Annotated in this window: 20 protein-coding genes; 9 read left to right on the top strand and 11 right to left on the bottom strand. The window is 44.6% G+C overall.

Going from position 1 to position 23,166, the window contains the following annotated elements; all coding sequences use genetic code 11:
- Positions 1-242 precede the first annotated feature (242 nt).
- Complete coding sequence (gene hisC / locus JMY01_RS05625) at positions 243-1,391, bottom strand: histidinol-phosphate transaminase (protein ID WP_201574665.1); 1,149 nt, start codon at positions 1,389-1,391, stop codon at positions 243-245.
- Positions 1,392-1,580: 189 nt separating this feature from the next.
- Positions 1,581-2,735: a prephenate dehydratase gene (gene pheA / locus JMY01_RS05620; protein WP_265089883.1), complete on the bottom strand. Its 1,155-nt coding sequence runs from the start codon at positions 2,733-2,735 to the stop codon at positions 1,581-1,583.
- A gap of 342 nt (positions 2,736-3,077) precedes the next feature.
- On the opposite strand from pheA, the gene JMY01_RS05615 reads away from it, so the two are divergent.
- Positions 3,078-4,016 carry a transaldolase gene (locus JMY01_RS05615; protein WP_201574663.1) on the top strand — a complete coding sequence of 313 codons (939 nt, stop codon included), beginning with the start codon at positions 3,078-3,080 and terminating at the stop codon, positions 4,014-4,016.
- A gap of 121 nt (positions 4,017-4,137) precedes the next feature.
- On the opposite strand, the gene JMY01_RS05610 is transcribed toward JMY01_RS05615, so the two are convergent.
- On the bottom strand, positions 4,138-4,659 hold the full coding sequence (locus JMY01_RS05610; RefSeq protein WP_374220363.1) for an adenine phosphoribosyltransferase: 522 nt from the start codon (positions 4,657-4,659) through the stop codon (positions 4,138-4,140).
- Positions 4,660-5,014: 355 nt separating this feature from the next.
- Here JMY01_RS05610 and JMY01_RS05605 point away from each other — a divergent pair, with 355 nt between their 5' ends.
- Positions 5,015-5,179 carry a rubredoxin gene (locus JMY01_RS05605; protein ID WP_201574662.1) on the top strand — a complete coding sequence of 55 codons (165 nt, stop codon included), beginning with the start codon at positions 5,015-5,017 and terminating at the stop codon, positions 5,177-5,179.
- A 13-nt stretch (positions 5,180-5,192) separates the two neighbouring features.
- The gene (locus JMY01_RS05600; protein ID WP_374220346.1) at positions 5,193-6,242 is read left to right on the top strand and encodes an alpha/beta fold hydrolase; all 1,050 of its coding nucleotides are present in this window, start codon (positions 5,193-5,195) and stop codon (positions 6,240-6,242) included.
- 137 nt (positions 6,243-6,379) lie between these two features.
- On the opposite strand, the gene JMY01_RS05595 is transcribed toward JMY01_RS05600, so the two are convergent.
- The gene (locus JMY01_RS05595; protein WP_201574661.1) at positions 6,380-7,408 is read right to left on the bottom strand and encodes a WG repeat-containing protein; all 1,029 of its coding nucleotides are present in this window, start codon (positions 7,406-7,408) and stop codon (positions 6,380-6,382) included.
- 258 nt (positions 7,409-7,666) lie between these two features.
- On the opposite strand from JMY01_RS05595, the gene JMY01_RS05590 reads away from it, so the two are divergent.
- A complete protein-coding gene (locus tag JMY01_RS05590) occupies positions 7,667-8,599 on the top strand; it encodes a DMT family transporter (protein ID WP_201574660.1) in 933 nt (310 codons plus the stop codon).
- An 81-nt stretch (positions 8,600-8,680) separates the two neighbouring features.
- On the opposite strand, the gene JMY01_RS05585 is transcribed toward JMY01_RS05590, so the two are convergent.
- Positions 8,681-10,000 carry a solute carrier family 23 protein gene (locus JMY01_RS05585; RefSeq protein ID WP_374220362.1) on the bottom strand — a complete coding sequence of 440 codons (1,320 nt, stop codon included), beginning with the start codon at positions 9,998-10,000 and terminating at the stop codon, positions 8,681-8,683.
- Between the two features lie 655 nt (positions 10,001-10,655).
- Between JMY01_RS05585 and JMY01_RS05580 the strand changes: the two genes are divergently transcribed.
- A complete protein-coding gene (locus JMY01_RS05580; protein ID WP_227677696.1) occupies positions 10,656-12,089 on the top strand; it encodes an L-serine ammonia-lyase in 1,434 nt (477 codons plus the stop codon).
- A gap of 131 nt (positions 12,090-12,220) precedes the next feature.
- Here the strand turns inward: JMY01_RS05580 and JMY01_RS05575 are convergent, their stop codons facing one another.
- The 3 genes from JMY01_RS05575 to xthA form a co-directional block, all read right to left on the bottom strand.
- A complete protein-coding gene (locus JMY01_RS05575; RefSeq protein ID WP_201574658.1) occupies positions 12,221-12,619 on the bottom strand; it encodes a DUF4377 domain-containing protein in 399 nt (132 codons plus the stop codon).
- Between the two features lie 590 nt (positions 12,620-13,209).
- On the bottom strand, positions 13,210-14,433 hold the full coding sequence (gene argJ / locus JMY01_RS05570) for a bifunctional glutamate N-acetyltransferase/amino-acid acetyltransferase ArgJ (RefSeq protein ID WP_201574657.1): 1,224 nt from the start codon (positions 14,431-14,433) through the stop codon (positions 13,210-13,212).
- Positions 14,434-14,476: 43 nt separating this feature from the next.
- Positions 14,477-15,301, bottom strand: a complete 825-nt coding sequence (gene xthA, locus JMY01_RS05565; RefSeq protein ID WP_201574656.1) for an exodeoxyribonuclease III — start codon at positions 15,299-15,301, stop codon at positions 14,477-14,479.
- Positions 15,302-15,565: 264 nt separating this feature from the next.
- Between xthA and JMY01_RS05560 the strand changes: the two genes are divergently transcribed.
- The 4 genes from JMY01_RS05560 to JMY01_RS05545 all read left to right on the top strand — a co-directional run bounded on the left by JMY01_RS05560 (position 15,566) and on the right by JMY01_RS05545 (position 19,859).
- Positions 15,566-16,132 carry a hotdog domain-containing protein gene (locus JMY01_RS05560; RefSeq protein WP_227677694.1) on the top strand — a complete coding sequence of 189 codons (567 nt, stop codon included), beginning with the start codon at positions 15,566-15,568 and terminating at the stop codon, positions 16,130-16,132.
- 9 nt (positions 16,133-16,141) lie between these two features.
- Positions 16,142-17,011: an ATP-binding cassette domain-containing protein gene (locus JMY01_RS05555; RefSeq protein ID WP_201574654.1), complete on the top strand. Its 870-nt coding sequence runs from the start codon at positions 16,142-16,144 to the stop codon at positions 17,009-17,011.
- A 129-nt stretch (positions 17,012-17,140) separates the two neighbouring features.
- The gene (gene fetB, locus JMY01_RS05550) at positions 17,141-17,932 is read left to right on the top strand and encodes an iron export ABC transporter permease subunit FetB (protein ID WP_201574653.1); all 792 of its coding nucleotides are present in this window, start codon (positions 17,141-17,143) and stop codon (positions 17,930-17,932) included.
- 235 nt (positions 17,933-18,167) lie between these two features.
- Positions 18,168-19,859: an AMP-binding protein gene (locus JMY01_RS05545; RefSeq protein ID WP_201574652.1), complete on the top strand. Its 1,692-nt coding sequence runs from the start codon at positions 18,168-18,170 to the stop codon at positions 19,857-19,859.
- 89 nt (positions 19,860-19,948) lie between these two features.
- On the opposite strand, the gene JMY01_RS05540 is transcribed toward JMY01_RS05545, so the two are convergent.
- The 3 genes from JMY01_RS05540 to JMY01_RS05530 form a co-directional block, all read right to left on the bottom strand.
- Positions 19,949-20,818, bottom strand: coding sequence for an SDR family oxidoreductase (locus JMY01_RS05540; RefSeq protein WP_201574651.1), 870 nt, complete (start codon positions 20,816-20,818; stop codon positions 19,949-19,951).
- A gap of 140 nt (positions 20,819-20,958) precedes the next feature.
- The gene (locus JMY01_RS05535; protein WP_201574650.1) at positions 20,959-21,711 is read right to left on the bottom strand and encodes a histidine phosphatase family protein; all 753 of its coding nucleotides are present in this window, start codon (positions 21,709-21,711) and stop codon (positions 20,959-20,961) included.
- A 201-nt stretch (positions 21,712-21,912) separates the two neighbouring features.
- Complete coding sequence (locus JMY01_RS05530; RefSeq protein ID WP_201574649.1) at positions 21,913-23,163, bottom strand: phosphotransferase family protein; 1,251 nt, start codon at positions 23,161-23,163, stop codon at positions 21,913-21,915.
- Positions 23,164-23,166 lie beyond the last annotated feature (3 nt).

Here is a 23,166-nt window from a genome sequence, read left to right as displayed (position 1 = left end):
GGCTAAGGAAACAGGCTTATTTGCAGCTGTAAGTGGTTGTAGGGGTTTATTATTCTGGTTGTTTTTTTGAAGACTCACGGCTTTTCTCATTGAACAAACCAGTCTTAACCTACTTAAAGGTATCTATAGGCTAAAACTGGTGTCAGGTGTATTAGGGCGTGTTCTCAATTCAATTGATGGACATCTAAATGAGCTAAAAATGAGGACACACCCTAATTAAAAAATTATTTTTGATGGAGCAACTATACTTGATCGTCTAGCAAAATGGAGCGTAAAGTATCTATCAAACGCAGATTATCTTCTGCCACACCTACAGTGATACGTAGCCAGTTTTTTAGACCATAAGCGATTAGTGGACGCACGATAACGCCCTGCTCTAATAGCGCTTTATTGACTGTAATGGCGCTCACATCTTCCATCTCAACTTCTATTTCTACCATAATAAAGTTGGCATGCGATTTTACAAAACCCAAGCCTAGCGCATCAAACTGCTTTTCTAACCAGCGCATTTGTTCTTTATTTGACTCTCGAGAGTTTGCAATAAAGTCTTGATCGCCAAGGGCAGCCTCAGCAGCCGCGAGTCCAACACGGCTAACATTAAAAGGCTGACGGATGCGATTCAGTAGCTCTGCGACTCGTGCCGAGCTCAGCGCATAACCAACACGCAAACCTGCCAGCCCATACGCTTTAGAAAAAGTACGCACGATGACCACATTATCATACGTATCTAAAAGTGCACGGTTGTTGCTATCAGGGCTGTACTCTATATAGGCTTCATCCAAAACCACCAGTACTGAGGGCGGCAAACCAGCCACAAATTGATGCAATTCATCTTGCTTGAGCTGGGTACCAGTTGGGTTGTTTGGATTGGCAATAAAGACCATCTTGGTATTTGGGTTATCCAGAACGGCCTGAGACATCGCTTTTAAATCATGCCCATAGCGCTGCGCCGGCACTTCTATGCCTGTCGCCCCTTGCATTTTAGCCAACATAGAATACACCACAAAGGCATACTGGCTATAGACAATGGCGTCATCAGAGCCCACAAAACTACGGGCTAAAATATCAAGCAAATCATTGGAGCCATTACCCAAAGTGATGCGCTCTATGTCTATATCGTTGAAGTCTGCGAGTGCTTGCTTGAGGTAGTAGCCATTGCCGTCTGGATAGCGTGCCAACTGGCCCAACTGCTCAGTAATGGCCAGCGTCACTTGTGGTGAGCAGCCTAGCGGGTTTTCATTACTGGCAAGCTTGACTACATCAGAGATGCCATATTCGCGGGTCAACTCTTCAACCGGCTTCCCCGTTTGATAAGGTGCCAACTCTAAGATACTGTCATAGGCAGGCGCTAACGGCAACAAACTCGACTCTGACGATTTGGTAGACTGCATGGTTGATCCTTAGATGTGATGGCGCATTTGTTATTTAGTAATATCCATAAGCGGTTTGGCGAGTAGCTTGGCCACCCCAATGTTATATAGTCAGTTCAAAATAAAAGAGCGTCAAGGCAACCGAGCGCAGATGCACTTGTAATACCTCAAGCGTGATTAACGCTATCACTCTTTTATAGTGGATTTTAACTATAGCACTGCTTTTGGATATGAACCTAGTATACGCAAATCTTTCACCAACGGACGGATATCCGCAATAGCCGCACTCACATTTGGATCGTTGATATGACCATTCATATCAATAAAGAATACATACGCCCACTTATTGGGACGTTCAGGACGCGTCTCAATACTGGTCATCGATACTCCATGATAGGATAACGGCTTCAGAATTTCGATAAGTGCCCCTGCTTTGTCGTGAGCTGACACCACGATAGAGGTTTTATCTTGACCTGATGGGGCAATCGCTTCATGACCAATGACCAAGAATCGCGTGGTATTACTAGGGTTGTCTTCGATATTAGTATATAACTTATGCAGACCGTACTCTGCAGCGGCGACATCACCTGCAATGGCGGCTGAATGCCATTCATTTTTGAGACGACGAGCGGCTTCACCGTTGCTCGATACAGCCACACGCTCCACATTCGGGAAGTTTACATCAAGCCAATGGCGACACTGAGCCAGTGACTGCTGGTGCGAGTAAATACGGCTGAGTCCATCGACCTTGGTATGCTCAGCGACCAAGAAGTTTTGATGAATGGGTAGCTCAACTTCACCGATTATTTTTAATGTAGAAGATAAGAATCCATCCAACGTATGATTGACCACCCCTTCTGAAGAGTTCTCGACTGGCACCACACCATACATAGCCGTACCCGCCTCCACTTCACGGAACACATCAGTGATGGTAGTCAGTGGGACAGTATCCGCAGCTTTACCAAAGTGTTTGAGCGCAGCAGCATGCGTAAAGGTGCCGACAGGGCCCAAGAACGCGATGCGTTGCGGCGCTTCTAGGTCCAAACAGACTGACATGATTTCACGGAACAGACGCGCCATTTTTTCATCAGCGATAGGCCCAGTATTACGTGCCATGACGGCTTTTAGAACTTGCGCTTCACGCTCAGGACGATAAAAAATAGGATCGTGATCTGCAACCTTATCACTCTTGGCGGCATGGTCTTTTTTGACAACAGCCACTTGCTGAGCCAGCTTGGCACGATTATTGATTAAGTTTTGAATCTCGCAATCCACTGCATCAATATTTTGACGCAAACGATTTAAAAACTCTTGGTCAGTTGAGATGTCATTGGCGTCTGCAGCCGCTGGGTTTAGATTATCCATATTTTTCTCTGATGACTGCTCACTCATTGCCACATATCCTTTTCAAACGTATTATTTATTACTATGATGAGATTGACCGCTCATACTATAGCAAAAACTGCGTACAGTGCCCATGCGTAAACCAAGCTAATTGCAGCAAAATCTTTATATAGGGTATTCCTAATGATGATTAGGTGATGCTTTTAGAGGATATCCCCTTAATATCGCCGCTCAAAGCCCACTATCCCCTAAAACTAGCGACAAAATTATGTTAAAGTCCATTACTGAATAATAGATTGTTAAATACTAGCAGCATCGCTATCAGCGAATAGCCACCGTTAATTGTTTTCATAAGGATGTATGATGAGCGCTTTACAACAGCTTCGCACCATGACCACCATTGTCGCCGATACTGGTGACCTTAGCGCCATCGCGCGCTTAAAACCGATTGATGCGACCACCAATCCAAGCCTGATTACCAAAGCACTCGTCCATCCCGACAATCAGGCCATGCTGTCAGAGACCATGAGTCGCCACAAAGGTGATGTCGATGCTGTCATTGATGCGCTGACCATCCAAATCGGCTGTAACATTCTAGAGGTGATCGAAGGCCGTGTCTCAACTGAAGTTGATGCTAGGCTGTCTTATGATACACAGGCGACGATTGATAAAGCCTTGGAGTTTATGGAAGCTTATGAAAAAGCAGGGGTTGACCCAAAGCGGGTACTGATAAAAATCGCCGCAACTTGGCAAGGCATCGAAGCAGCACGCTATCTTGAAACCCAAGGTATTCATTGCAATTTGACTTTGCTATTCGGTCAGCATCAAGCCATTGCCTGTGCTGATGCGGGTGTCACCCTAATCTCACCGTTTGTAGGTCGTATTTTAGATTGGCAAAAGCGTCAGCAGAGCCGTCAGAATGTACCTACCTCTGATGATATGGGCGTACAATCCGTGAAGCTTATTTATCAATACTACAAACAGCATGGCTATGATACGCAAGTCATGGGCGCAAGCTTTCGCTCAACTGAGCAGATATTGGCGCTGGCAGGCTGTGATCTATTGACCATCGCGCCAAACCTCATTGACGAGCTGGCAGCAATGGACAGTTCTGTCACCCATCAGCTGTCGGCTGATATGGCCATGCAAATGGATAAGATGAACCGTGTGAGCTTAACCCGTGAGGAGTTTAATGACGCGTATCAGCAGGATAAGGTGACGCAAGACCTCCTTCCAAAAGGTATTGATGGCTTTATCCGTGCGCGTGAGGATTTAATCAAAGCTTTGGCAGAGATTCGCTAAAGTTAGCCATCAAATCTAGCACCGCCGTTTCTCTCACTTCAGGCTTCTATCAGCTCACCACCTCACAAAAAAGCGCCCTAACCAAATCGTTAGCGCGCTTTTTATTTTGTATGATTGACTTTTAAGCTCTTAACACGGTATAAACTGGCACAGGAAACTCACCATGTAGGCCAACCAAATCTAGTAATACTAAAGCGCCTACTACCGTATGCTCAGCAGATTTACACAGCTCATAAGCAGTGGTCAATGTACCACCAGTCGCTAAGATATCATCGACTAAAAGTACACGCTCAGGGGGTAAATTATTTTGCATCTCAAGCGTGTCTTTACCGTATTCTAACGCGTAGGCTTTGTTAGCAACAGGTGGCGGCAGCTTGCCTGGCTTACGTAGCAAAATCATACCTTTGCCCAGACGACCTGCGAGCAAGCTTGCAAAGACAAACCCACGTGCTTCAACTGCACCTAGGCAGTCAACATCATCCATCAAGCCATCAGGTAATGCCGCTAATAGCGCATCAATAACGTCATTGATATGACTGCGCAGTAAAGGCGTAATATCATAAAAATCAATACCAGCTTTCGGAAAATCTGGTACGGTACGTATAATCTGCCAAAATGGATGGTCAGTATTGAGCGCGTTCAACGCTTCAGTTTCGATATTGGCTGGATTGGCATTGACTGGATTGTCTGACGGTGTAGCGGCAATAGCGCTCATAATGACCCTTTACTAGATAATAATATAACAGCGATAACCAAGGTAAATAATGCAGATATTAACGGCGCTATCATAGCATAAATGGCGTTATCTGGGTGCACATAGCCATAAATACAGCGCACATTAATTATAATAAACTTTTAATATTTACTTGATAAGCACTTACTTACCTCAATATACAAGTGTAAACTTAACGGCGTAAAGTATCGTTATATGATAAACTACGTGCGTTTTTGCAGGCTGCTAATGAGCGATAAAATTAGTAAAATTGATAGGACTATGTATGAAACGTTATGAATGTATTGTTTGTGGCTGGATTTACGATGAAGAGCTTGGTTGCCCCGAAGAAGGCATCGCTCCTGGCACCAAATGGGATGATGTACCAGACGATTGGATTTGCCCTGAGTGCGGTGTGGGTAAATTAGATTTTGAGATGTTAGAGATCTAATATAGGAGATCTCATGAAAGATTCAAACGATCAACAGCCGTTAAGTCAGCCCAATCAGGCTACTGACGGCGACCTACCTGAAGTAGCCATTAATTACCCGACGCCTGAGTGGCATCAGTTCGGTGAGCACTACTGGCGTCAATCTGATTTGAGTGAGCACTTACATCAAGCCATGATCGATATCGGTGATGGTATTGAATTGTGCGTTGAAGCCGGTGGCAACCCAAATAACCCGCCATTACTGATGGTCATGGGGCTGGGCTCACAGATGATATTTTGGCCAGACGATTTTATTAAACGTCTGATTGATGCTGGGTTTTTTGTGATTCGCTTTGACAATCGTGATATTGGTCTGTCTTCTAAAGTACGCATCGACGGCCTACCACGTGTCAGTCAGCTAAAAATGATGCTACGCCTGCAGACAGGGCTGTCTAATAAAGGTCAGCAGGTCGCTTACAATCTAACAGACATGGCTGAAGATACGGTACGGCTGATTAAAGCGCTGCACCTTGGCAGTACGCATCTACTTGGTGCTTCAATGGGCGGCATGATTGCCCAGATCGTGGCAGCACGTTACCCAAGCTTGGTACAGCGCATGGCTTTGCTATTTACCACCACCAATCGCGGGTTTTTACGGCCACCAAAACCAAGGCAGCTATATACCCTAATCAACCGTCCCGAGAGCCACTCTGAGCGCGATATTGTGCGCCATAGTGTCTGGTTTATGAAGACAGTAGGCACACCTGGGCATGTCAATGTCCGTACGGTGCGTGAGATTGCCAAACTACGCTATCAGCGTAACTTTCATCCACTCGGTACAGTACAGCAGCTAAATGCTATCTTAGCATCAGGCTCTATCAGCCGCTTTGCTAAGCAAGTCAAAGCGCCAACCATCGTGATTCATGGTAGTGCTGATGGATTACTGCCTCCATCACAGGGACGCGTGGTTGCAAAGACCATTCCTAATGCCAAGTTTCATCTTATTGAGGGGATGGCGCACGATATTCCTGCGTACTATCAGCCTTACTTGGTTGATTTGATTCGTAAGCACTTACTGGATTAAGCCACCTTTAAAACCCACTGTTTTAAATTTAGCCCACCAAAAAGAGGTCGCAGCGCATAGATTGTATATGCACTGCGACCTCTTTTTTAATACTCGTCACAACTGACCTAATCACAAATGATCTAGTCACAAATGATCTAGTCACAGCTCACGTTAGTGCCTTCTTTATTGATACAAAGCTTCCTGCCATTCTGTAGATTACCTACCCAAGCTTTGCCGTCTGTAAAGACAAATGAGGCTGCTCCATTATAGTTATCTTCAGCTTGTACACCATTGTTTTCAAAACGGAAGGGAACAACCAACTCGCCGCCTAAATTAACAAACCCCCACTTACTATCGACACGTACCCCAGCCATACCTTCAGAGAATGGCCGTACCTCATCGAATGAATAAGTAATCATGGTGACATTATTTTCATCAACAAAACCCCAACGTCCATCTTGCTGATGCGGTTGTAGAGTCGTAAATAGCGCTGGTCTGGCCGGTATCATGGACTCATTGTTTGGAGCTTGTAAGATGCCATCGTGGTCGTTCTTGCTATTTGGATCAGTGGTCGGATTGCCACTTTTGTCCAGCCAGCTGACTGCTTTGTTTTTACGTACCCGCGCCACACCGCCTTTATAGTCATCAATGCCACTGATCGTCGAGGAGAAGGAGACGATGGTTTGATTGCTTGTGTTGATAACCCCATAACTACCATTTCTTTTGACCACGATGCGCCCCTCGGATACTGGCCGCGCCCAACTCTGCCCTTCTTTGATCATATCGTACATTGTCGGCACGACTTCACGGCCTTGCATATTAAGGTAACCCACGCGCCCATTACGCAGTACAGGTAGCAAACCCTCTGAGATTTTATTGGCATCCACTTGCTGGTAGCGTGATAAATCCACCACTCTTTTGCCTTTACTATCAATAATAGCGACAGGCGCACCAAAGTCTTTGATGGCTAGAAAGTGACCACGACTAGAGGTACAAGAGACGTTTTTATAATAGCTCTTTGGTATCTTACAACTGGCTGCCTGAGCACTAGGCACTAAAAACATCGTGCTTAATAAGACACCAACGGCGAGGTATAAGCGTTGATTGGTCAGTCGCTGTGGCTTTATGAGCTGCGACGTTGATAATTGCGACATTGATAATTGCGGCATAGATCGTTGAGACATAATCAAACCTGAGTTATGGATATGAGTGTGATACTAAGGTATGTGATTAGCATACTGCTTTTATTTTGAGCTGGCTATAACATTTAGCTTTCTAATAGCTAAATTCTATACAGCTCCTAATGTTTACAATTGTACCTTTTTATTATTTGCTGAGCTTCAATGGCTAGTGATAGCATACTCCATAGACTGTTGGCAGTCTTCTAGCAACTACTCTCCCTTTCTCTGTCATTGTACGTTTTATCGCGGTAAGGACATCTTATGGCTATCGCATCTTCCCGTTCTGCTTTGATCGGTTTGATTATTGGTTGTATTATTTTTGGTTTGGGCAGTCTAATAGTGGCTCATGTTGATATTGGCGGTTGGGCGATGTCTTTTTGGCGACTGGCGATCTCAGGGGTAATATTTACCTTTCTGGCCAAGATGACAGGACAACGGATGCCGCGTGCTCGTCGCGCTATTGTCTACGGATTGCTATCAGGTGTGTTTTTAGGTTTGGATCTGGCGTTATGGCATGAGAGTATTTATGCCGTTGGCCCTGGCATTTCCACCTTACTAAACAGCTTGCAGATCTTCTTTTTAGCGGCTATTGGCTTTTTGATCTTTAATGAGCGCCAGTCAATCCTGCAACTGATTAGCTTGTTTTTAGCGATGTTTGGCGTGGCAATGATTGGTAGTCCTGAGTTTGCGCATAACTCTGACGCCACTTGGGGTTTTATCGCTGGTATTGTCTCTGGGGGTATGCTGGCGGCTTCTATGACTTTTATCCGCAAAACTCATGATACTGAGCCAACCCCTATATTTGTATTGATGCAGCTGGTCAGTATCGGCGGTGGGCTTGCTATGGTAGTGCCAATGTTTATTTTTGACATGGGTAATATACTACCAAATACTTGGTCTGAGCTTGGTTGGGTGCTGGTATATGGGGCAGTGATGCAATGTCTGGCGTGGGGGTTAATCGCCTACTCTATTCCAAAGTTGTCACTGGCGTTGACAGGCTTATTGCTCTTGACTGAGCCGATTGCTGCTTTGATTATTGATTATAGCTGGCTAGATAAACCCATTAACTCACTTCAATGGGCAGGCGCGCTGCTGACTATGTTTGCCATTTATTTAGGCTCGCTAAAGCCAAAGCCGCGTGCGCTGCGTCGCTATCGGTTCTTTGCCCGCTTTTATCGGCGTAAATACAAATAAAATCTCTTTAATAAAAAAGCAGTTAGTTAACAACCAACTGCTTTAAAAGAGACTGCTTTTATTTAGTCAAAAGCAAATAGCTCAGTCCTTTTGACGGTTAAACAGAGCATTCAGTACAATAGCTGTCAAAGTTGCCGTACCGATACCGCCCAAATCAAAACCACCTAAATGCAAGCTGAAGTTGCCCGTACCCATGATGACAGTGACAGCAGCAATGATTAGATTGCTGTTTTTACTAAAATCAATGTGGTTGTCTATCCAGATTTTTGCACCAGCAATAGCAATCAAACCAAAGACTACGATAGAAGCACCGCCCAATAATGCTGCTGGAATGGTTTGGATAATGGCGCCAAACTTTGGTGACAAACCAAGCAAGATAGCAACCAGCCCTGCCACCACAAAAATAGTAGTGCTATAGACCTTGGTCACTGCCATGACGCCGATATTTTCGGCATAAGTAGTCACACCCGTCCCGCCAAAACCTGCTGAAAACGTCGTCGCCACACCATCAGCAAAGAACGCTCGGCCCATATAAGGGGTAACGCGTGCTTTGGTCATTCCTTCTACCGCTTTAAAATGCCCGAGGTTTTCGGCAACGAGAATAAAAGCCACAGGTGCAATCAAGATAATCGCACTCATCTCAAAACGCGGTGTATGAATACTTGGCAGGCCAAACCATGAGGCAGCAGCCACGCTACTAAAGTCGATGGCTGTCCCAAACCCTAATACATTGGTCATGACAAAATAGGCTATATAGGATAGTACCAAACCAACTAGGAGTAACAAACGCCTGAGCATACCACGGGTAAATACCGCCACACCACTGATTAACAGTACAGTCAAGGCTGCCATCCATGCATCAAACTGATTGGCTGACACCCCTTGAATGGTCACAGGTGCCAAGTTCAGACCGATAATCATCACAATAGCGCCAGTCACAATCGGTGGCATCAGGCGCTCTATCCAACCTGTGCCTGTCTTCATGACCAGCAGCCCTATCAAGGCATAGATGATACCGCACACCATTATACCGCCTAATGCAACATCTAGATTACTATTAAAGCCTACCCCAGCATAAGCAGTCACGGCAATCACGGGGCCAATAAACGCAAAGCTTGAGCCCAAGTAGCTAGGCATGCGGCCACCTGTTATCAAAAAGAACATCAGCGTACAGATGCCAGACATCAAAATAGCCAAGTTGGGGTCAAAACCCATCAATAAGGGTGCCAGTACGGTCGCACCAAACATCGCAAAGGTATGCTGAATACCAAGTAAGATACTTTTAGATGGCGGTAGATACTCATTAATACCGACGGGATTGTGATCAAGATCTCCTTGATAAGGTCGCCAAGTTGGGAACCAACGTCCATTCTCAAAATCTGGGTTGTCTATGAGCTGCATCGAGGCTGGATCTATAGCAGCTGTTTGCGCAGTTGAAGAAAGTGGCTCTTTAGAGTTGTTTTCTGATTGAGAGGAGTGCTCCGAGGGAGATACCATGCGCGCGTTTCCTATGTGACTGTTTGTAACTGAGACTTTGAATTAAAGCTTAGATATAGAGTTTTGATCAACGACGGCAAACATTGTTTTATGCAGTCTGTCATCTATTAGGTCTAGCAAGTATCAGGCATAAAGAGTTTTAGTTGTACTAGAACATACTTATTTTTATGAATGCGCTAGATTCTACTAGATGTCTTAGCCCAGATATGTTCTACTAAACTCAGCGCTTAGGTTGATTACGTCATGATATATTCTATAGTGACAAACAGCTTACAGGATGTTACATAAGCGTCGATGCTGAGCATCATAACGGAATTCAATAATAAACAAAAGATATTATTCTCCCATCATCCTTATTACTACGTTTACATACTTTCATAGACAACTCGCCGAATCCATCTTTGATGATGATATTGATTATTGATATAAGCCATATCTGTGATGCTTATATCAGAGGTCAGTATCTGGGTGTTATGGTAGCAGCGAAACGCTCAAAGTTGTAAAGCTATTTAGGATGAAAAACCATGCTCATTCCATTTCACTTTTTTGGTAACTTATTATGATCAGTGTATTTGATTTATTCAAAATCGGGATTGGCCCTTCAAGCTCACATACCGTAGGCCCTATGGTGGCGGCCAATTTATTTTTGGCTTCATTAGCAAAGCAAACAGAGCTGACAGATGTTAAAGCCATAGAAATCGAGCTGTATGGTTCCCTCGCTGCGACAGGTAAAGGACATGCGACCGATACAGCCGTGTTGTTAGGACTGTTGGGTCATACTCCCAGCACCATAGACACCCGTTTAACCAGTCAGTATTTGACACCTATATTTTCTGATAAAAAACTAAACCTTGCTGGCAAACATACTATTACCTTCAATAGCGAACGCGATATCCACTGGTACGGCGACACTGTCCTCTCCTATCATCCGAATGCCTTAACCATTCGGGCAGTATTGGCAGATGATACCAGCTATCAGCAAACCTATTATTCCATCGGTGGCGGCTTTGTTATCAATGAAGAAGATGCCAATAACCCAGACGAAGATCAAGCCAGACCCAATATTGACATCGCCCCCTACCCGTTTAGTACGGGTGCAGAGCTTCTCGAGCAGTGCCGCAAACATCAGTTGAGTATCAGCGAGGTAGTGCTTGCCAACGAATGTCACTATCGCGACCAAGAAGAAGTCTTTGCCTATTTAGATACCATCTGGGATGTGATGCAAGATTGTGTCAAACAGGGCTGTGAAAATGCAGGCATCTTGCCTGGCGGGCTTGATGTCAAGCGCCGTGCCCAAGATCTGCATCTACAACTGATCGCTGAGAAGGATCAACCTATCTCAAAGACTGATAAGTTGGCGGCGATGGATTGGGTAGATCTCTATGCACTGGCCGTCAATGAAGAAAACGCCAATGGCGGCAAAGTAGTCACCGCACCGACCAATGGTGCGGCTGGCATCATTCCAGCAGTACTGCATTATTATCGTGATTTCCTCCCAAGCTATAGCCAACAGGGTGTCCGCAATTTTTTATTAAATGCGACTGCGATTGGCGGCTTAATCAAGCAAAACGCCTCTATCTCTGGCGCTGAAGTAGGCTGCCAAGGTGAAGTGGGCTCAGCCTGCTCAATGGCAGCCTCTGGACTAGCAGAGCTGATGGGCGGTGATCCTGCCAAGTGTCTCAACGCTGCCGAAATCGGCATTGAACATAACTTAGGTCTCACTTGCGACCCTATTGGCGGTCTCGTACAAGTGCCTTGTATCGAACGCAACGCTATGGGCGCGGTAAAAGCAGTCAATGCAGCTCGCCTTGCCTGCCGCGGTAATGGACAGCACTTCGTCTCTTTTGACAAGGCCATCCAAACGATGAAACAAACCGGTGCTGACATGTCAGATAAGTATAAAGAGACTGCACGTGGTGGCCTAGCGGTTTATGCTGATAACCGCATTCCTACCGCGACCCATGGTGTCAGTGTCAACTACAGCCAATGTTAATTGTTAGGGTCTATTAAAACAGTCATGATCATTTAAAATAGCCATAAAAAAAGCCTCTAACGAATTAGAGGCTTTCCTTTAATCTAAGATATAGCTATAGATTTAACTATTAAGTTACTCAACAAACCCTATTACTCAGCGGTTTTTGAGATAACTTCATTCAAATACCATACTGGCTTCACAACGCCTGCAGCTTCGTCAGCCACTGCTTCTTGACGTACGTCTAACACGTAGCGATAACCTGGCTCATAAGTGAAGCCCTGGATATCACCATTAAATGTGGTGTAGTTTCTTTGGAAGGTTTGACGGAACTGTAAGCACTCAGCTTTAATCATCTCGCCAGTAGCAGTCTGTACATCACATACTGCTTTGCGCGGTGCAAGCTCTACTTTTAGACTTGGAATATTAACGACTTTAACATCCATTGCCTGACCTTCTACTACCATGGTGCGCTTATCATCTAAGTTCATAGTAGAACAACCCGCTAGGGCAAATGTCGTCATCAATGCTGCGATTGCTAATTTTTTCATTATTCTTCCTCAGTTAATTATTTATGCTCATTAATTATGTTGGTTACTTCTGAAGTATTAATGCTTAAGTATTAATGTCTAATTTGGCTTATTTACTACTTTACAGTTAACGATCCGTAAAGCGTAATCTTTCAAAACCTATCTAAATATTAAGCATTAATAATGTTAAGCATTAATAATAGTGCTGTTAGCACTGCCTGAATTGATAGACAGCCATGTTTCAACAGCACCGTTTATTGTTGTACTTCACTGAGTATAGAGTGCCCAAGGCCTTATCCTCTATAACTACTTTGTAACATAACGTCAGTATTTGCAACTCATGTTAAACAAACGTATGAAATAATAACTTAAAGGGTATCTGTAGCAGATTTACTTTTATTATATAGAGGGTAATTCAAGCGAATCTATTATATAGCCAGTCCAATATGAAAAAGATACAGCGGAACTGGGATGAATTTTTTGCAGCCTCTGTCGGCGTAGGCACAGCAAGCTAGAAAAATTTATACCAGTTTCGCGTTATTAAATAACGTATCCATTTTATTTAGTATCGACTATACATAGGCTAAGCGAAAGTCGTACCTACAAATTTTTTAGCTACGATAGTCAGCATTAATCTTGACATAATCATAAGACAGATCACAAGTGTATACGGTGTCAGTGGCATCACCGCGAGCAAGATCGATATGAATGGTAATCTCCGGACGGCTCATAACAGTATTGCCTGCCTCTTCCGTGTAGTCAGGCGCCACACCGCCACCTTGCACGATCTTCACCTCATCGAGTGACACATCGACTTGCTCGGTATCAAGATCCTCAATACCTGCATAACCAACAGCCGCCAAGATACGTCCCCAATTAGCATCACTGGCAAAGAATGCTGTTTTTACCAGTGGCGAATGTGCGACGGCATAAGCGACATCGCAGCACTCTTGACTGGTTTTGCCGCCTGTCACTTTGACGGTCATAAACTTAGTTGCGCCTTCCCCATCACGCACGATTAATTGTGCCAAACGTACAAATACGTCGGTTAAGGCTGCATATAGTGGCTGATAATGCGGATGCTCTGGACTATCAATCACATCTGAGCTGGCAGCGCCCGTGGCTATCAATACACAGCAATCATTGGTTGAGGTATCACCATCGACAGTGATTCGGTTAAAAGACTGCTCATTGATGGCGCTGAGCATTTCTTGTAAGACATCAGCGGCAATGTTGGCATCGGTCGCTACGTAGCCGAGCATGGTCGCCATATTTGGGCGTATCATCCCAGAGCCTTTAGAGATACCTGTGACATGGTAGCTAGCACCAGCAACATCGACCTTTTGACTGGCAAGCTTGGGGATAGTATCAGTGGTACGAATACCATTGGCGGCTGCCAGCCAGTTATCGGCAGCTAGGTTAGCTAGCGCCTTATCCAACCCCGCGATTACCGCTTCACTATTGAGCGGCTCACCAATGACACCAGTAGAGAATGGTAATACGCTATTGGTATCGACGCCTGCTTTACTGGCTAATGCCGCACAAATATCCTCTGCACGGCGCATGCCGTCAGCACCCGTACCTGCGTTGGCATTACCCGTATTGGTTACTAAATAGCGCGGGCTTGCTTTGGCAAAGTGCTCACGCAATACACGGACAGGAGCGGCACAAAAGGTGTTTTTAGTCGTGACAACCGCACTGGTCGCGGTCTCAGAAATCTCAATAACCACTAAATCGTCACGATCTTTGTAGCGCACCCCTGCGGCGGTAGCACTCAGTTTGATACCATCAATGGCATAAATAGTCTCAGGTATTGCAACATTTCCGACAGCCATAGCTCAATCCTTATTTATTGATATTTATCATGGTTTATTTAGATTAGGGTTTACTAAAATCAAACGACGACCAAATCGGCGCATGGTCAGAAGGTTTTTCCATTCCGCGCAGCTCATAACTGATACCAGCGTCTACCGAGTGCGCCTGCAAGTCTGCTGTGCATAAAATATGATCGATGCGTAACCCACGCTTTGGATCATCATTAAAGCCGCGACTGCGATAGTCAAACCAGCTATACAGCTCTGTACTGTCTGGATAATGCAGGCGATAGGTATCAAAAAGCTCACGTGACATCAGTGTCTCATACCAGTCACGCTCCTCTGGTAAAAACGAGGTTTTACCCGTTCTAAGCCAACGCTTAGCATTGGCCTCACCAATACCAACATCGATATCTTCTGGTGCGATATTCATATCGCCCATGATGATAAGCGAGCGACCTTCCGCCTTTAAGGTATCGATATAAGCGGTTAAATCTGCATAATAGGCACGTTTCATAGGGAATTTGGTTGGATGGTCTTGACTCTCACCTTGCGGAAAATAACCATTAAGCACATCAATCTCGCGACCTTGTAGCAGATAACGTGCATGGATGAAACGCTTTTGCGCCTCAATGTCTTCCCCAGGAAAGCCTTTTTGCACGAAAATAGGGGCGACTTTTGATAACAGTGCTACCCCATAGTGTGCCTTTTGCCCGAAGTATTCAACATGATAGCCAAGACCTTCTACATTTTTGAGAGGGAATTGCTCGTCATGTACTTTGGTTTCTTGCAGACCCATTACATCGGGATCAATCACTTCTCGTATTGCTTCGAGCTGATGTTGACGGGCGCGGATACCATTGATATTAAAACAAACAAAACGAGTCATGCCTTATCCTATATTAATTTATTAAAATTTGATTATTTTTTGGGCGTCACTATGATAACAGACCTCAGCCAACCTAGCTGTTGCGTGTCCTCAAATCTTAAGCTACAGTAGAAAAAAATTGATACATTAAGATCTTGTGTTAATAATCCTATAAAGTACTGTGCTAATAAACGCTGTATTTTGATTCACTCTTACATGGCGTTTTTCAATAACCTCTCAAGAAAACGATGAAATCCCTGTCAACAAAACTATATGAGCCAAACTATGACGACAACCGCTACAAACCACACAGCCACACCGCTATTTTCTACTGACTATCATATCTACATTAATCATACCGATGCAGGTGGCATAGTCTACCACGCTAATCACTTAGTGTTTTTTGAAAACTGTCGCCGTGACTGGTTTACCAAGCTTAACTTAAACGGTTATTTTATGCATTCTGATGAGGGTCAAGTTCAGCATTTTGTCGTCAGTCAGGCACAGCTACAGTACAAAAAAGCCATCCTGTTAGATGAGGTCATTAATGTGCGTATCGATCGTGTTGAGCTAAAGCCTGCCAGCATCGTATTTTATCAGAGCATTCATCGCCGTCTGCCAGCAGATGCGGACGAAAAACAGCGCTCATCTACAAACACCTTATTGAGCAGTAGCAAAATCGTCATCGCCTGTGTACAAAACCAAATCAAGCCTGAGCCACCACAGTCAACCAATGCATCAAGCACCACGACTGCAGTAGATAATGCCACCCCTATGCGGCCCATACGCGTGCCAGAAAAGCTCTATAATACCATCCAGCAAGCTATTGCGCACCATGCCGATGAGCAGTGATATCAATCGATGAACGATCATTGTGATACTAGCGCAGCGATGCTCACCTTCGAGGATATTTGGGTTTACAGCAAGCGCACTACTCTAGCAGCCTCTGAGGAAGACCGCACTGCTGTGGCCGCTAGTATGCTCGCACCGCATAAGAAATGGCTGACTCGGATAAAGGGTGAAGCCACAGCTGATAAGACTTTGTCTGCGCATCAGCGTACTCTGATCGCTGGCGCTCATGGCAAACTAATAGCTGGCCAAGTAACTGTATTAACTGGTCACTCTGGCAGTGGGAAGTCAATATTATTGCGAATGCTATCAGGACTGTCTCCTATGAGCGCAGGTAATGTCTGGCTACAGCATGGTAATGAGAAAGTGAATAGTGAACAAAATAGTAGCAAGAAAACTAGCTACGACCGTCTCAGCATTCACAACACCTCACCCACACAATGGCGCGCGCAAGTCGCTCTATTAGCGCAACACCCACAACTGCTAGAAGGCAGTGTCCTTGATAATCTGACAATGCCTTATCGCCTACAAGCCTATCAACACAGTCGTTTTGATATGGAGTGGCATATCAAACAGCTTGCGCAGTTAGAGCGCACAGCTGACTTCTTACAGCAAGATGCCAACCATCTCTCTGGCGGCGAGCGACAACTGGTCAATACGCTGCGTCTATTGCAGTTAGAGCCGCAAGTACTACTGTTAGATGAACCGACAGCGGCATTAGATGCCGATACCTCAGCCAAGCTTGTTCACCTACTGATCAACTGGTTACGTGCAAAACCAGCGCGCACATTGTTATGGATAACTCATGATACGCAAGACATAATGCCTTTGGCAGATAAGCATTGGCACATGCAAGCAGGTGTGTTAACCGAAGTATTCTAATAGTATTTTGAACCTCACACTTAATAGCAACTTTTAGTAGCAACTTTCAAACTCTAGCTCGATAGTTAATCGTTATTTGTCTATTTTATATTAGATTTTTTTACCGCCATTTTTTTCAAACGAGCACCTATGACTGCTAAAGACGACCTGCAAATCTTACTGACTTATAGTGACATTGTGCTTGCCAGCAGCTTGATTGCCATTGTGCTTATTGTGTCGTGGCGACTACGCTTACGGCTAACATCGACACTATTGATGGCTGCTGTTCGTACCGTGGTACAGCTGAGTTTTATTGGTCTGATATTGGCATGGATTTTTGCACGCGAACAGTGGTATGAAGTATTGCTCATATTGACCATCATGACTCTGATTGCGGGTAGCGCTGCTAGGAATCGTGTCAAACGCAGCTACAAAGGCTTGTTTGTCGATACTCTCATGGCAGTCAGCATCTCAGCCGTATTGGTCACTATCATTGCTATCAGTCTTATCTTACGGGTGCAGCCTTGGTATACGCCGCAGTTTATCATCCCGATATTAGGCTTGATACTAGGGAATTCTTTGACTGCCATTTCTTTGACCAGTAACCAACTTATCGAGGCCTTTCATGAGCAGCAGGCGCGTATTGAGATGATGTTAAGTCTATCTGCCCGTCCATTTGAAGCCGTACACGAGCAAATACGTGCTGCAATCGTCAATGGTATGACACCCACGCTGAACTCTATGTTAGTCGTTGGTATTGTCAGCTTACCCGGCATGATGACTGGTCAAATACTCGCCGGCGCAGACCCTACTCAAGCTGTACGCTATCAGATTGTCACCATGTTTTTGATATGTGTTAGCAGTACACTTGGCTGCACAATAAGCTCACTCCTGATTTATAGACGCTTTTTTAACAAAAAAAAGCAGTTCATCCTACCTTAAATACCGCCAGTCGAATATAGTTTGACTTATCCGTCAGCCTATTTGTCTACTTTCTCTATCTTAGCCAGTTTTGTCATGCTAGTATGAGCTGAAATTACGTTGTTGTTACTCTTCTGTAGGACTTAATTACAATTAATCATATATCAGTCGTATCCGTGCTGATCCGCTCTACAGATAGCAACTGAGTCATTTTCTCGTACACATTCCCTATGACTACAACTTGAGGACGCTGGCAATGACAGTGAACAAACCCTGGCTAGATCACTATCCTTCAAATGTGCCAAAAACGATAGATCCAGATCAATATGGCAATCTGATAGAGCTATATGAGGAATGCTTTGAGCGCTTTCGTTTCCATCCTATGAGTATCTGCATGGGGGTTACTCATACTTATGATGATGTTGACAAAGCATCACTCGCAGTTGCTGCGTGGTTACAAGGACAAGGATTGGCTAAAGGCAGTATCGTGGCACTAATGATGCCCAATGTACCGCAGTATTTACCGATTATGATCGGTATCTTGCGTGCAGGTTTTGTCTGTACTCCTATCAACCCTTTGTATACTGGTCGTGAGCTACGCCATCAGCTCAATGACTCTGGTGCTGAAGTTATATTTATCGTCGATAACTTTGCTCAAGCTCTCGAACAAGTCGTAGGTGAGACCTCTATTAATCGTATCATCCTCTCAAAAATGGGTGACATGATGGGTCTAAAAGGCATCTTAGTAAATACTGTTATTCGTCAAGTAAAACGCTTAGTGCCCAAATATGCTCTGAACGACCCTAAATATAAAGTGACCAAGTTTCCTGATGTGCTCAAAGCGGGAAAAAACCTGCCCCATCAAGCACCGGAGATGGAATTAGAACAAAAAGCCATTTTACAATATACAGGCGGCACTACAGGGTTATCAAAAGGCGCTGTATTGACTCAGCGCAATATCGTTGCCGCAGCCATGCAGTCAGAAGCATGGTATCGTCCGGTCACCTCAGAGATTGACGAGGTGTATATCAATATGGTTATGGCATTGCCGCTATACCATATTTTTGCTTTTATGCTGAGTTTGCTCGGTATGCGCTCAGGCTATACCTTTATTTTGGTACCAAACCCACGCGACATACCAGGATTTATCAAAACTCTCTCAAAGCAGCCTTTTCATATATTTCCCGCTGTCAATACGCTGTTTAAAGGACTACTTGATCATCCAAAATTTGGACAGTTGAACTTCAGCTCTTTACGTATCTCACAAGCAGGTGGCATGGCAGCGACTGAGCAAACTGCAGCGCGCTGGTTAGAGGTGACAGGCTGTGCGATGATTGAAGGTTGGGGTATGACTGAAGGCGTCGCTGTAGGCACAGCAAACGTGGTCACAGATCGTCAGTTTAATGGCACAATTGGCGTGCCAGGCCCTGGGGTTGATGTTATCGTCGTTAATGAAGACAATGAGCGTGTCGGTATAGGCCAAGCAGGTGAGATGTGTATTAAAGGCCCTAATGTCACCTCTGGCTATTTTAATCATGATAATAGTGACAGCTTCACTGAAGATGGTTACTTTCGTACTGGTGACATCGTCAGTATGGACGAAAAAGGCTACTTTACCTTGCTAGATCGAAAAAAAGATATGATCTTAGTCTCAGGATTTAACGTATTTCCCAACGAAGTTGAGTCCGTGATGCTCGACTGTGACGCTATCGTTGACTGCGCCGTCATTGGTATTCCAGATGAACGCCAAGGCGAAGCAGTGAAGATTTATATCGTACCTGCAGACAGCAACGTCACCGAAGGTGTGATTAGATATTTTGCTCTAGACAACCTAACTGGCTATAAGTGCCCGCGCTATATTGAGTTTGTCAGTGAACTTCCAAAGAGCAATATTGGCAAAGTACTACGTCAAAAACTACGTGAAAAGCATATGGCTGAGCATGGTTAGACTACATAATATATCAATGGTCATAAAAAACCCCTCTACACAATAATGTAGAGGGGTTTTTGCTGTTTAAATAAGCATTGACGAACTGATTAGCTAATTTTGTTAACAATACCAAGTGGTAAGTGCTTCATTGCTTGACCCACAATTGACCAAGGCAAGCTTGGTACACAGGCTTCTGCCACCCCAGACTCAATAGCAGCCACGATGGCTTTGGTACCTGTATCAGCATCGACTTCAAATGGCAACGGTTTGGCATTGGTATTGATTTCGGTACGAATATAACCTGGATAAATAGTAGAAACCTTAATTGGCAGTTTCTCGAGTAGCATATCCGCACGAATACCTTCTGCCAAATATGCCAAACCAGCCTTGCTAGCGCCATAAGTGGTCATATGCTTAGGCAAGCCGCGCATCGCTGACATGCTAGATATTACCACCAAATGACCACTGTTTTGCTCGCGGAATATTTTCATTGCCGCTTCGCACTGTGCCAACGCTGAGATGAAGTTAATCTCAGCCGTACGGCGATTGGTCTCAAAACGGCCTTTACCAATGCGGCGACTCTCTCCCACTCCTGCGTTGACTACTACGCGGTCGATGTGACCGAAATCAGCAGCAAAAGCATCAAACACTTCAAATATCGCATCATAATCAGTGACGTCAAGCACGCGATACTCAATACGAATATCAGCATAGCGATCCATGAGCTCAGCTTTGAGCTGTTCCAGACGTTCGGCACGGCGGGCACAGATGGCTAAATTGTAGCCTAGACTTGCAAAGATGCGCGCCATTGCCTCACCAAGGCCTGAGCTGGCACCGGTGATCAATACCGTTTTGTCGAGGCCAACTTGCGATTTCGTCAAGCCTTTTAAATAGCGTGCAGGCTGAATAGCGCTGAATGTCTGATCTTTGCCTTGTTTGGCAGTCTGCGTTACCAAATTCATTAATTTATTTTGCATAAGCAGTCCCTTATATAATAATGCGTTCATAAGAATAAAAAAAAGAGGGTTGGCACCCTCTATTATAATGGCAATACCCTAATAAATAAGTACGGATATGTATCAAAGAATCTAAAAAACAAACGCTATTAACTTTGATTCTAGCGCCAAGTGACAAAGCGCTCTCCATCAGAAAATAAGTGACTGTATTCATTTAACGACAACAGTTGCGGTACTTGTTCTCTGACAGTGATGGCCGTCACACCAGTATTTACAAGGTTTTTATTTATTTGATAAGCGGTTTGACTGCCTTGTCGTAATAATTGAGCGGTAATTGCAGCAATCACACCCCCTGAGGTAAAGACCAGCACCGTACTGTCGCGTTCCAAATGATTAAGTTGTGATGCTTGCTTGCGTACCTGATCGAGCGCTCGCTGAGCGCGCACATTAAACTGTGGCCAACTCTCTAGATAAGCCTCATCATTGTCTCCCGCATGCCAGCGCTGCATGGCCAAGTCAAACAACTCAGCCAAGCGTTGTTTTGGTACCTCTGCTTTGGCAATCTCTGAGGCGATTGCTTCTTGACTGGTAAATGCAGGATTGGATTTTATAAACACATCCTTATGATTAAACTCATTAAAGCTCTCAATCAAATAGCTATCAGGAACCGTCAAGTCTAATGCTGGTAGCGAAAGACTGGCCGCTGATGCAGGCTGATAAGCTTCCCAAAAGTAGCGCGCTGAGTCCTGTTGTCTTGACAAGCTGCCTGTAAATATCGCATCGATACGGCGCTGAGTGGTTGCATAATGCTGACCAAGTAAACGCGCCTGTAAGCCCCCTAACTCTGAGAGCTGATCGTAGTTTTGTTGTCCAAACGATGCTTGACCGTGGCGTGCCAAGAGAATAGTTGTCATAAAAATACTGCCTATGTCTATAAATACTGTAATATTTTTAATAAAGCTTAATATCAATACATCAAGCTCTCAACTTAGTTAAGCTGTAGGCTGTGGCTTTAGCCCAGCTTGAACCTTTGCAAAAGCAAAATGCTGGGCTAAAGCCACAGCTTACGCCAACATATTAAAATAGTTGGGACTAAGGCATGAATACCCTATAAGCTACTCAGATGGTTGCTCAAAATAGCTTTTGGGTAATATGCCTTTAATGACGGCCTGCACAGGGCTTGGTAGCTTCTCAATAGTAGCCATATCGACACCCATATCTTGCAAATGCGGCTGTACATGACTGTTAAATAGCGCCTCACCTTCGTATTGCGCAATCAGCTTTAAACACTTAGCATGCAGCACATGGTTGATAATCCAAAAGTTTTTGAAGGCAGGATTCTTAGTTTGCTTATGATAGTAGCGATAATAAATCTGCTGCACGATACCTGCTAAGCGAAACAGACCAAACACTTCATAAAATGTCCAGTTGTCTACTTTTAGACCAGTACGCTCAAGGTAATAATCCACCACTTCACTACGTGTCATCATACCTTCTAAGTGAGTCGGCTGACGGCGCGACTGCTGCATGATGATATTATCATCTTCCTCAATCCAGTAAGCGAGCGCGCTACCTAAGTCCATCAATGGATCGCCTAAGGTGGCCATCTCCCAGTCGAGTACACCGATGACTTTGGTAGGATAAGCAGCGTCTAAGACAATATTATCAAAACGCCAATCATTATGAATGACGCAGGTTTTAATATCGACGGGTGTATGCTTATTCAGCCACTGACGTACTAAGGCAAAGCTTGGTACATTGGGGGTTTTTGCCTTGACGTAACGCTTATCCCAACCATTGACTTGACGCTCGCAGTAACCATCACCGCGGCCTAAGGCTTTTAGGTCAGGATTGTCTTGGTAGTCTACTTGATGCAACTCAATCAAGGCATCAATCACATTGCTACATAGCTCACGCGTTTGGGTAGGCGTTAACACCACTTCTTTTGGTAAGTTGGCACGTGGAATGATACCTTCCATCCGCTCCATCACATAAAAGTCGGCACCAATGACCTCATCATCTGTGCACAAAGCCACCATTTTTGGTACATACGGATAATCTTCTTTTAGCGCTTTTTGTACCGTATATTCACGCACCATGTCATGCGCTGACTTCGCTTTAGTGCCTTTGGGTGGACGACGTAAGATAAGATCTTGGTTTTCGTACTGTAAACGATAGGTCCAGTTTGACGCACCTCCTGAAAACTGAGTGACAGTAGGTTCACCTGCTACCTCTACACCCTGATCTTGCAACCAGCTGCTTACTGCTTGTACATCAAGGGCTTCCCCGTCTCTTACTGGCCCACCTTCATCCAATACTTTATTATTGTTTTTCTCATTATTCTTTGCATTATTATCTGTTGCCATGTG

This window comes from Psychrobacter sp. H8-1 (assembly GCF_904846575.1).
Lineage (GTDB): Bacteria > Pseudomonadota > Gammaproteobacteria > Pseudomonadales > Moraxellaceae > Psychrobacter > Psychrobacter fulvigenes.
This window is presented reverse-complemented; position numbering and strand designations above follow the sequence as displayed.